The sequence below is a fragment of the Paludisphaera soli genome (assembly GCF_011064595.1).
In the GTDB taxonomy this organism is placed as follows: Bacteria; Planctomycetota; Planctomycetia; order Isosphaerales; family Isosphaeraceae; genus Paludisphaera; species Paludisphaera soli.
Genome location: NZ_JAALJI010000006.1, coordinates 315,227 through 325,707 on the forward strand (window position 1 = coordinate 315,227; position 10,481 = coordinate 325,707).

Consider the following 10,481-nt stretch of genomic DNA (forward strand, 5'->3'; position numbering starts at 1 on the left):
TGGATGAAGCCGATCGGTTGAACCCTCGGCGAACGTCGTCCCCCTGGCGGGGGAAGGACGCCTGGGTCGACGAGCACGGAGCCCCTCGGAGGACCGGGCAGGCGGGCAAGCCGTTGCGTCCTATCTCCGTCCGCCCCCTCATCCGCCCCGTCGGGGCAACTTCCCCCACCTCAGGGGAAGGGAGGGCGTGCGAAGGCCGGCGGGGTAGCGACGGTCCCTCTCGGGGGCGTCAGCCCTCGGGACGGGAGCTAGAAACCCGAAGGTAGGCGAATCCTCGGCCGGGCCCCGTCCGTCACTCCGACCCGGGAGCGGCCGGCGGGGAAGGCTTCACGGTCCGGCTTTCGAGGATCGCCTGGATCTTCATCCGCGTGCGCTGGCCCCGGCAACGCCGGAGGTAATCGTGGGCGTTGCGCCGGGTCTGGTCGGCGTGCTGGAAGTCGGCGCCGTGCTCGGCCAGCAGCTTGACGACCTGCCACTGGGAGGCCCGGGCGGCCGAGATGACCGGCGTGAATCCCTTGCCGCCCACGCGGTTGACGTCGGCCCCGCGCTCCAGCAGGAGCCGCACGACCTCCAGCTGGCCGGCCGCCGCCGCCACCTGGAGCGGCGTCGCGTCGGGCCCGGCCGTCGCGGCGACCTGGGGGGGAGTCGCGTCGGGGCCCCCCTCCTGGACGAAGTCCACGGGCACCCCCTCGTCCAGCTTCGCGCGGACCCCTTCCAGGTCGCCCTCGAAGGCCAGTTTCGTCAGGCCTGCGTCCATCGGTCCTCCTCCTGGATCCAGCGAACGCGCCGGGTTCCGTTCCCGGGCTCGCTGTCCCGCCAATCGGTAGTAGTGTGACCCTGGGAGGATCCCTCCGCAGCCCGTCGTCGGGGCGAGGCGGGACCTCTCGGGCTCCCCGACCTCGCCGATCGGTCGGCGATGCGGGGCGATGACCGTTCATGGTATCCGAACGCGGCGCTCGACCGGCGGAAGGGGCGGAAAAGTGGTCGAACGAACCCAATCTCCGGGGCCTCAAACCGCTCTTAAACGGCTATTGCTTGGAGACTTGCGGCCGATGGCTTCGTTCGCGGGTTGCGCGAACGAAGCCAATTCCGGGCGAGGGCTTCGGAACCCGGGCGACGGCCGTTCGGTCGATCGGCGATCTCTCGAGAGGCGGGCGGTCCTGGACGCCGAAAACAGGGCAAAGCGCGTCGAACGAACCCAATCTCTGGGGCCGTTCTCCGAGGTTAAGTCTCTTTTGCATAGTGGTTTGCGAGAAGTTGGGTTCGCTCGGGGGTCTGCGAAAGAACCCAACTCGCGCCGGCCGACCGCGAGGGCCTGGCGTTCAGGGCCGGATGGCCCGGTAGGCCTCGCCGATCGCCCGGACCTTGGCGGGGTCGGAGCCGACTCCCGACCAGTGGAGGATCATCACGCCGGTCGAGGGGGGGCGGGTGCCGTGGTCGACGACGGCGGACACGTCCTCGGCGCGGACGGCCTCGCCCCAGTCGGCGACCTGGACGATGGGCCAGATCTTGAGGCGTTCGCCGGGCTCGCCCCGGACGTCCAGGAACCGGCCCAGCCAGGCCGTCTGCCGCGAGATCCAGGCCGAGTCGTTCGCGTGGCCGAACCGGGCGTGGTAGGGCATGATGCTGAACACGTCCAGGTAGGCCGCCTGGGCCTTCAGGTCGATCGCCAGCTTGTCGCGGAGGGCCCCGTCCCGCTCCTCGTCGGTCCAGGGGCAGTGGAAGGTCCCCAGCAGGGCCTCGGGCCGGACCTCGTCCACGATCGCCCGGAACTCGCGGACCCAGTCGGTGAAGACCCCGCATCGCCAGGCGACCCACTTCGCGCGATCCTCGCCCAGCAGGCGGCGGGAGACCTCAGGCGTGGGACCGTCCACCGACGCGCCCGTCTCGCGAGCGAAGGCGTCCAGGCAGTTCCGGCAGAAGCAGGTGTCGGGGAGGTAGGGCTCGGCCTGCTCCCAGCTCGCGTGGGCGTGGTGGTAGTCGAGCCAGATCCCGTCGATCGGGGCCCCGGCCAGCGTCTTGCGGAACGCGGCCATCCGCTCGCGACGATAGCCGGGGTGCGTGGGACAGACCCCTTGCCAGTCGTCGGGGGCGGGGGCGCGGAGGCCGTCGGGGCCGACGGGCGCGGCGTCGGGGTGATCGGCCAGGTAGCCGGCCTGGTGCATCGTGTTGAACTCGGCGAAGACCCGGACGCCGGGGGCCTTCGCCTTGAGGCCGGCGACGACCTCGGCCGTCGCGCCGTCCGACCCGATCCAGACGGCGTTGATCCCGTAGTCGTCCAGCGTCTCGCCGCCGTCGAGGATCCGCGAGGGGACGCCGCCGTAGATCCCGCGCACCGCGACCGCCGGCCGGGGCGCGAGGGCCGGCACCGGCTCGTCGGCGAGGGTGGGCGTCGTCGTCAGGACGAGGAGCCAGGCGGACAGGCCTGCGATTCGAAGCGGCGTGCGGAGGTCGGTCATGGGGCTCGTCCGTGGGGTGGGTCGGGGGTGGGCCTTGGTTGCCATCTTGCCCGCCGGGCCCGTCCGAGGCAAGCTTCGGGGAGACCGTCTCCGCCCTTCGCCGCGGCCGAGCTGGAGCCACGTATCGATGTCGAGCCCGCGCCCCCTGTACTCGGACCGCCTGGAGGCGGCGATGCGGTTCGCGGCCGTCGCCCACCGGGATCAACTGCGGCGGTCGAGCGACACGCCGTACTTCCAGCACGTCGCCGTCGTGGCCGCCATCGTGGAACGGGCCGGGTTCGCCGAGGAGGTGGTGATCGCCGGCCTGCTCCACGACGTGGTCGAGGACACGCCGACGACGCTCGACGAGGTGGCGCAGGCGTTCGGCACCGAGGTCGCCCGGCTCGTCGGCTTCTGCTCCGAGGTCAAGCTCGACGCCTCGGGGGCCAAGCGGCCCTGGATCGACCGCAAGGCCGACCACCTCGCCTCGCTGGCCGAGGCCCCCGTGGAGGCCCGCGCGGTGGTCCTGGCCGACAAGCTCCACAACCTGACCGCGATCGCCCACGACCTGGCCCGGGGCGTCGACGTCTGGGCCGACTTCCACGCCGACCGCGAGCAGGTGCTCTGGTACTACGACGCGATCCTGGAAGCCTGCGGCGGCGACGACCCCCGGCTCGCCCGCCTGGTCGAGGCCTGCCGCGAGGTCCTGGGCGGACTCGGCGCCTGATCCCTCGCGGCGCGAGGGCGATGGCCCGAGAATCCGGCGAGAGGCTATGATTGCGATGGGCACTCGTCTCGCGGCCGCGATCCCTGCGACTCAGCCACACCTATCCCTCTGGAGACGATCGATGGACCTTCGAACCGTGCTGGCCGAGGTGCGAGGATGGACGGCGCAGGATCAGCTCAGGCTGATCGGTGAACTCTGGGACGGGCTCTCCGACGCGGAGGTCGAGGTGGCGTTGACCGAGGAGCTGAGGTCCTGGCTGGATCGTCGTATCGAAGCCTCGGACGAGAAGCCCGACGCCGTCGTCCCCTGGGACGAGGTTCGCAACAGGGCCCTCGAGCGGTTCGGGAAATGAGCCTTCCGGTCGTCTTGACAGTCGAGGCCGAGCACGATTTCCTGGCCGCTGCGGATTGGTATCAGGAACATGCCGGCCTGGGATCCGAGTTCACCCGATAGGTCCACAAGGTTCTGGAGCAACTTCAAGCCACGCCGGACCTGCATCGGATCGTCTACCGCGACATCCGCCAGGCGCGCGTCGCACGCTTCCCCTACCTGGTCTTCTACCGTGCGAAGGCCGAGCGAGTCGAAGTGATCGCGATACTCCACAGTCGTCGCTCGACCGCGGCCTGGAAGGGACGGCTGTGAGGCACACGCCCCGCCTCTCGGCCCCCGTTCGGAGGATTTCGGCGCGAGCTGTTGATCCGGGCCCCTGTCGGGGATAAAGTGACTATGTCGATCAGGGCGGCACGTGCCCCTCGACTCTCGGATCGCGCTACCGTGGCGTGACGGACTAGAGCCCGCTCTCGCGATGAGGCTGGACTCACGCGGGCCCGGGGAGGCTAGAACGTAAAGGAGGTGATCGCGTGTGTAGTGACAACCAGGGGCGGCTCGCCTAAGGCAGCCGACGGGTTTGCCGTCGGGCAAGCCGCATATACCGGACCTAACGAGGTCTTGGTTCGGCCGGGCTCGGGGATTCGCCCCGGGCCCGGTCGGATTCTCCTCCTCTCCTCGTGATAATGATCGACGCCGCAACCATGACCGTCGGGGTTCCCTCCGCGTGACGCTCGGCCTGTTCGCGACCTATTTTGCTGGCTCTTATCAGGGCTGGTGGTTCTGGTTTACCAGCGCCACTTCAGGTCGCCGGGCTGTGTGCGGAGGTGTCGTCTAGGACCCCACCCCCCATACAAAGCAGACACCCAAGGCCCCGGGACCTGACTTCAGGACCGGGGCCTTTTTTCGTTTCCAGGTTTTCCAAGTCAGTCGGTGATTCCGAATCCAGAGGGCGTCGGCGACCTCCCCCGATCTCCCGGCCGCGTGACGCCGGGCGAGGATCGAGTCGAGGGCCGCGGCCCGCCAACCAAGGGAGGGCGTCGACCGTGATCGTGGTGATGAAGCCGGACGCGACCGGGACGCAAATCGAGACCATGACGCAGCAGATCTCCGCGATGGGGCTGACCCCGCAGGTCATCAAGGGCGAGCACCAGACGGTCGTCGCCGCGCTCGGGCAGGAGCGGCCGGGGATGGCCGAATCGCTCGAAGTCGGCGAGGGCGTGGAGAAGGTCCTGCCGATCATGGCCCCGTACAAGCGGGCCTCGTCCGAGATCAAGAAGGACCGGACGGTCGTGAAGGCCCTGGGCCTGGAGATCGGCGGGACCAAGATCGCGATGATCGCCGGCCCCTGCTCCGTCGAGAGCGAGGAGCAGATCGTCTCCATCGCGAAGAAGCTCCGCGACCTGGGCGCGACGGGCCTCCGCGGCGGCGCCTTCAAGCCCCGGACGAGCCCCTACAGCTTCCAGGGGCACAAGGAGGAGGGCCTGCGGATGCTCGCCGCCGCGCGGGCCGAGACCGGCCTGGCGATCGTCACCGAGGTCATGGCGCCCGAGCACGTGCCGATGGTCGCCGAGTACGCCGACGTCCTCCAGATCGGCGCCCGCAACATGCAGAACTACCAGCTCCTCCAGGCCGTGGGCGACTCCGGCAAGCCCGCCCTCCTCAAGCGCGGCATGAGCGCGACCATCGAGGAGTTCCTGCTGGCCGCCGAGTACATCCTGGACCGCGGCAACCCCGACGTCGTCCTCTGCGAGCGCGGCGTCCGGACGTTCGAGGACCACACGCGGTTCACCCTGCCGCTGGCGACCGTCGCCTACCTCAACGAGAAGTCCCACCTCCCCGTCGTCGTCGACCCCTCGCACGGCACGGGCAAGGCGAGCCTGGTCGCGTCGATGTCCAAGGCGTCGGTCGCGGCGGGCGCCGACGGCCTCATCATCGAGGTCCACGAGGACCCCAAGAAGGCCGCCAGCGACGGCGCCCAGACCATCACCCCCGCGGCCTTCGGCCAGCTCATGGCCCAGTGCCGCCGCGTCGCCGAGGCCGTCGACCGCAGCCTCTGAGCCGACGTCCCGGCCCGCGCGAGGATCAGGCGGCGGTCGTCCCCACGGGCGACCGCCACCGGGCCCGGAACAGCACCGAGGCCACCACCACCGCGGCCAGCCCGCCGAACTCCAGACCCCAGATCGAGCCCCCCACCCACGCGAACCGGAGCAGCGCCTCGGCCCCTTCGGGGGCGGCGCGGAACGCCGCCCGGTAGAACTCCGGGCTCAACGTCGCCAGCCCCACCGCCAGCAGCCCGCCCACCGCCCAGCACGCCAGCGCCGCCCCGCCGATCGCCAGCAGATACCCACCCGAGACCCGCAGCGGGCAACGCGCGTGGCTGACCACGCCGACCACCGTCGCGAAGATCAGCGAGAGCCCCAGCCCGAACAGGAGCCCCTCGAAGATCCCCTGCGCCACGGCCGCCGTCGCCACGTCGGCCACGCCCTCCCAGTGGAGGATGCGGCGGAAGTACTCCGGGCTCACCCGGCCGTTGACCGCATTGGTCAACGCCCCGAGCGCGGCCCCCGTCGCGACCCCCGCGATAGCCAGCCCGACGAGCGCGCCGGGTCGTCCCTCGCCCCGCATCGCGTCGTCACGACCCGTCGGCTCATGGTCCATCGTCCCGCCTCCGATCCGGTCGCCTCGCGCCCCGCGGCCCCGTCGCCGCCGACATGATCATGGCCGGGCGGCGCCGGCGCGTGCCAGGGTCGCGCGGCAATCTCGACGCACCCGGCACGACTTGCCGCCGGGACGGCGGTTCGGGTCGCAATTACGCTTCCAAACGGGTACGAATCAACAAAACACGATCTCACGGCGCCCGTTCGTGGGTTAGAATTCCCGCAAGCGATCTTCCGCGAGCGCGCGTCGAAGTCGCCCCGCACGGTCGTCGTCCCAACCTCCCCCTGAACTCGGTCCGCGGGCCGCATCCCGGCGGGCGTCTCGGCGCCGCGAGGGTCAGGCCGCTCCAGCCCCCATCCCCACGAGAGGTCGACATGAGCCCGACGAAGAAGACGAAATCGAAGACGGTCGCGGAGAGTGCGAAGGAGACGGTCGTCGAGGCCGCAGCCGCGACCAAGAAGGCCGCCAAGAAGCTGCCGGGCAAGGTCTCCGCCGCCGCCAAGGCCGCCGGCGAGGCCATCGCCTCCGGCGCCGAGGCCGCCCGCGACAAGGGCGCGGAGGTCGTCGAGGCCGTCGCCGCCGCGCTCCCCGGCGCCGCCACCAAGAAGAAGGCCGCCCCCAAGAAGGCCGTCGCGACGAAGAAGGCCGCCGCCCCCGCCGCCAAGGCCAAGGCCGCCGTGAAGACCACCGTGAAGGCCGACGCCCCCAAGGCGGAGGCCAAGACCAAGGCCGCCCCCAAGGCCAAGGCCGTCGCGACGAAGAAGGCCGCCGCCCCCGCCGCCAAGGCCGCCAAGCCCAAGTCGTCCGCCAAGAAGGCCTCCCCCTCGGCCTGACCGCGCCCGAAGAAGCCAAGCCATCCAGGGCGAGCGGGACCACCTCCCCGCTCGCCCTTCTTCATGCGCCCCACGCGTCCCTGTCGCTCTCGGCTCGCGGCGGGTAACCTGATCGGGACGGTCCGCCGGGCCGCGCGGGGCGCGGGCGCGGCGGAAGACGCCTCGACCCCACCGACGAGACGGGCCGCTCTGATGCTCGACGCCTTGGTCGTGTCCCCCCACCCCGACGACGCCGAACTCGGGGTCGGCGGGACGATCGTCCGACTCCGCAAGCAGGGCTGGAAGGTCGGCGTGCTGGACCTCACCAGCGGCGAGCCCACCCCGCTCGGCAGCCTCGAACGCCGCAAGGCCGAGACCGCCGCCGCCAACGCCGCCCTCGGCGACCCCTGGCGCGAGAACCTCGGCCTGCCCAACCGCAGCCTCCAGGCCGACCTGGCCAGCCGCCGCGCGCTCGCGGCCGTCTTCCGGCGGGTCCGTCCCCGGCTGATCTTCGCCCCCTACTGGGAAGACGCCCACCCGGACCACACCGCCGCCACCAAGCTCGTCGAGGAGGCCCGGTTCTGGAGCAAGCTCTCCAAGTCCGACATCCCCGGCGAGCCGTTCCACCCCGCGCGCATCCTCTATTACTTCAGCGTGCACCTGCGGATCGCCGAGCGCCCCAGCCTGGTCGTCGACATCTCCGACGAGCTGGACGCCAAGGTCGCCGCGATGAACTGCTACCGCTCGCAGCTGGTCGACAACCAGCCGGCGGGTCGCCCCGGCGTGATCCAGTCGGTCTGCGACCGCACCCGCTACTGGGGCCACCTGGTCGGCGTCCTGCACGCCGAGCCCTTCGCCAGCCGCGAGCCCGTCGGGCTCTCGGGGCTGGATTCGCTGCTGCTCTGACGTCGCGCCTCCAACGAACGATCTCCAGGACCTCTCCCATGAAGATCCTCCTCGCGCTGTCGGTCCTGCTGGCGTCCTCGACGGCCGCCGTCGCCGCGCCGGTCGAACCCCTCCCCTACAAGACGCCCGATCGGATGCCGGACGCCGCGCGGCTGCTCTCCCCCTCGCGCGTGAAGCTCGGCGGCTGGCTAGGGAACCGGGTCGCGCTCAACGAGAGCGCCCGGCTCCGGAACGTGGACATGGAGCCGCTGCTGGCCGGCTACCGGAAGAAGCCGGGGAGCCACCCCTGGATCGGCGAGCACGTCGGCAAGTGGCTGCACGCGGCGACCCTCGCCTGGGCGAACACCGGCGACCCGGCGCTCAAGGCCAAGCTCGACGCCGTCGTCGCCGAGCTGGTCGCCTGCCAGGAGCCCGACGGCTACCTCGGCACCTACGTCCCCGAGAAGCGGTTCGGCCTCTTCCCCGGCGCCGACTGGGACGTCTGGTCGCACAAGTACAACCTGATCGGCCTGCTGACCTACCACCAGTACACCGGCGACGCGAAGGCCCTCGACGCCTGCCGCCGCATGGGCGACCTGCTGATCGCGACCTTCCCCGCGAAGCGGAGCATCCTCGCGGCCGGCACCCACGTCGGGATGGCCTCGACGAGCGTCCTGGAGCCGATCGTCCTGCTCTACCGGTCGACGGGCGACGAGCGGTACCTGGACTTCGCCCGCTACCTCGTGAAGTCGTGGGACGAGCCGGGAGGGCCGGGGATCCTCAGTCGGCTGACGGCCGGCAAGGGGGTGGACGAGGTCGGCAACGGCAAGGCGTATGAGATGCTCTCGAACCTCGTCGGCCTCTGCGAGCTGGCCCGCGCGACGGGCGACGCGGCCTATCTCGACCCGGTGATCCACGCCTGGGCCGACGTGGTCGCCAACCGGCTCTACATCTCCGGATCCGCCAGCGCGGGCGAGCACTTCCACGAGGCCCACGCCCTGCCGAACTCGGTCGGCGCCCACATCGGCGAGGTCTGCGTCACGACCACGTGGATCCAGCTCTCCCTGCAACTCCTGAGGTTCACCGGGGAGCGGAAGTACGCCGAGGAGATCGAGCGCGCGGCCTACAACCACCTGGCCGCCGCCCAGCACCCCGAGGGTTCCGACTGGTGCTACTACACGGCCCTCGAAGGCCGGAAGCAGTATGACGCCCACATCACCTGCTGCCACTCCAGCGGGCCACGCGGCATGGCCCTGGTCGTCCAGGCGGCCTACCTGATGACGCGTCGGGAGGACCGCGAGGCCCTGGTCGTCGAGACGCGCGAGACCTCGACGGCGACGATCCCCGTCGCCGGACGGGAGGTCGTGTTCGAGCAGTCGAGCGCCTTCCCGCGCGAGGGGACGTCGACGATGACGATCCGCGCCGATCGGCCCTTCCCCCTGGCGATCGCCATCCCGAACCCGTCGTGGTGTCGGACGCTGCGGGTCTCGACCAAGGGGTCGCCTTCCGAGCTGCGGGCGATGCCGGACGGCTCGATCCTGCTCACGTCCGACGCCTGGGCGGACGGGACGACGATCGAGGTGCACACGGACCTGGAACTGAAGCGGGTCGACGGCGGGCTCGCCAATCCCGGTCGAGCGGCGCTCACCTGGGGGCCGTTCGTTCTGGCCTACGACGAGGACCGCAACCCGGGCGGGCCCCCCGCTCGGGCCGCGGGGCTCATGTCGGACCGGCCGGCGGGCGGCCCGCTCGACGGGCCGGACCTGGCCTTCCACGTCCCCGTCGTCGGCAGGAACCCGATTCGCCCCTTCACGGCCGCCTTCGTCCCCTTCGCCGACGCCGGCTCGACCGGTGGCGCCTATCGCGTCTGGCTCCGCGCCCCGGGGGTCGCGCTCCCGCCGCGCGAGTCGGTCCTGGCCTACGCGGAGGAGACCCGGTCGCGCGAGGGGAACGTCGGCGGCTCGATCAACGACGGCGACCCCGAGACTTTCGTCGTGACCTTCGACTCGCGCAAGCCCAAGGACGGCGAGGACTGGTACGCCGTCACGCTCCCCGAGCCCGCCCCGATCGGCCGCGTCGTCTTCCGGCACGGCCGGAGCTTCCACGACGGCGGCTGGTTCGACGCCAGTCGGGGCAAGCCCCGCGTGCAGGTCCGCCGAGAGGCCGACGGCCCGTGGGAGACGGTCGGCGAGCTGGCCGACTACCCCGCCGCCACCGCGAGCGACCCCGCCGACCTCGCCCCCGGCCGGCCGTTCGAGCTGAAGCTCAAGGAGCCCGTCGCCGCGCGGGGCGTCCGCGTCGTCGGCGTGCCGGCCTCGGGCGACGGGCCGGACCAGGCGTTCTCCTCGTGCGCCGAGCTGGAGGCGTTCGGCGATTGAACGACTACGGTCTTCCCCCCTCGCGGGGGAAGACAGACCGCGCAGCGGTCAGATGAGGGGGTGACGCGCGCGGGGAGCTTCGGCTTTCGCGGCCTCGCCCGCATGGCCGACGGCCTTGGCGGGTCCTGCTGGAACTCCATCGGCCTTCTCGCTCGTCCCCCCCTCATCCGGCCTTCGGCCACCTTCCCCCTGTATAGACCGGGGACATGGGTGACACATTCGGGCATCATGGTGGGCACTCCGAAGGAGGCCC

Annotated in this window: 10 protein-coding genes; 7 read left to right on the forward strand and 3 right to left on the reverse strand. The window is 71.3% G+C overall.

Annotation, left to right across the window (positions count from 1 at the left end; translation table 11 throughout):
- Positions 1-292: 292 nt before the first annotated feature.
- Entirely contained in the window at positions 293-757 is a 465-nt protein-coding gene (locus G6O68_RS10990) for an ankyrin repeat domain-containing protein (RefSeq protein WP_165247562.1), read from the reverse strand.
- 565 nt (positions 758-1,322) lie between these two features.
- Positions 1,323-2,459, reverse strand: a complete 1,137-nt coding sequence (locus G6O68_RS10995; RefSeq protein ID WP_206108071.1) for a hypothetical protein — start codon at positions 2,457-2,459, stop codon at positions 1,323-1,325.
- A 127-nt stretch (positions 2,460-2,586) separates the two neighbouring features.
- Here G6O68_RS10995 and G6O68_RS11000 point away from each other — a divergent pair, with 127 nt between their 5' ends.
- The 4 genes from G6O68_RS11000 to aroF all read left to right on the forward strand — a co-directional run bounded on the left by G6O68_RS11000 (position 2,587) and on the right by aroF (position 5,552).
- The gene (locus tag G6O68_RS11000) at positions 2,587-3,165 is read left to right on the forward strand and encodes an HD domain-containing protein (protein WP_165247564.1); all 579 of its coding nucleotides are present in this window, start codon (positions 2,587-2,589) and stop codon (positions 3,163-3,165) included.
- A 121-nt stretch (positions 3,166-3,286) separates the two neighbouring features.
- On the forward strand, positions 3,287-3,517 hold the full coding sequence (locus G6O68_RS11005) for an addiction module protein (RefSeq protein WP_165247566.1): 231 nt from the start codon (positions 3,287-3,289) through the stop codon (positions 3,515-3,517).
- A gap of 113 nt (positions 3,518-3,630) precedes the next feature.
- Positions 3,631-3,807, forward strand: a complete 177-nt coding sequence (locus tag G6O68_RS33550; protein ID WP_165247616.1) for a type II toxin-antitoxin system RelE/ParE family toxin — start codon at positions 3,631-3,633, stop codon at positions 3,805-3,807.
- Between the two features lie 731 nt (positions 3,808-4,538).
- Complete coding sequence (aroF, locus tag G6O68_RS11015) at positions 4,539-5,552, forward strand: 3-deoxy-7-phosphoheptulonate synthase (RefSeq protein WP_165247568.1); 1,014 nt, start codon at positions 4,539-4,541, stop codon at positions 5,550-5,552.
- A 25-nt stretch (positions 5,553-5,577) separates the two neighbouring features.
- On the opposite strand, the gene G6O68_RS11020 is transcribed toward aroF, so the two are convergent.
- Positions 5,578-6,153, reverse strand: coding sequence for a hypothetical protein (locus tag G6O68_RS11020; RefSeq protein ID WP_206108072.1), 576 nt, complete (start codon positions 6,151-6,153; stop codon positions 5,578-5,580).
- A gap of 374 nt (positions 6,154-6,527) precedes the next feature.
- On the opposite strand from G6O68_RS11020, the gene G6O68_RS11025 reads away from it, so the two are divergent.
- From G6O68_RS11025 to G6O68_RS11035, 3 genes are all read left to right on the forward strand, one after another.
- Positions 6,528-6,986, forward strand: coding sequence for a histone (locus G6O68_RS11025; protein WP_165247570.1), 459 nt, complete (start codon positions 6,528-6,530; stop codon positions 6,984-6,986).
- 192 nt (positions 6,987-7,178) lie between these two features.
- On the forward strand, positions 7,179-7,871 hold the full coding sequence (gene bshB1 / locus G6O68_RS11030; RefSeq protein WP_165247572.1) for a bacillithiol biosynthesis deacetylase BshB1: 693 nt from the start codon (positions 7,179-7,181) through the stop codon (positions 7,869-7,871).
- 38 nt (positions 7,872-7,909) lie between these two features.
- Positions 7,910-10,228 (forward strand): glycoside hydrolase family 127 protein, encoded by a 2,319-nt coding sequence (locus tag G6O68_RS11035; RefSeq protein ID WP_165247574.1) that lies wholly within the window; start codon positions 7,910-7,912, stop codon positions 10,226-10,228.
- Positions 10,229-10,481 lie beyond the last annotated feature (253 nt).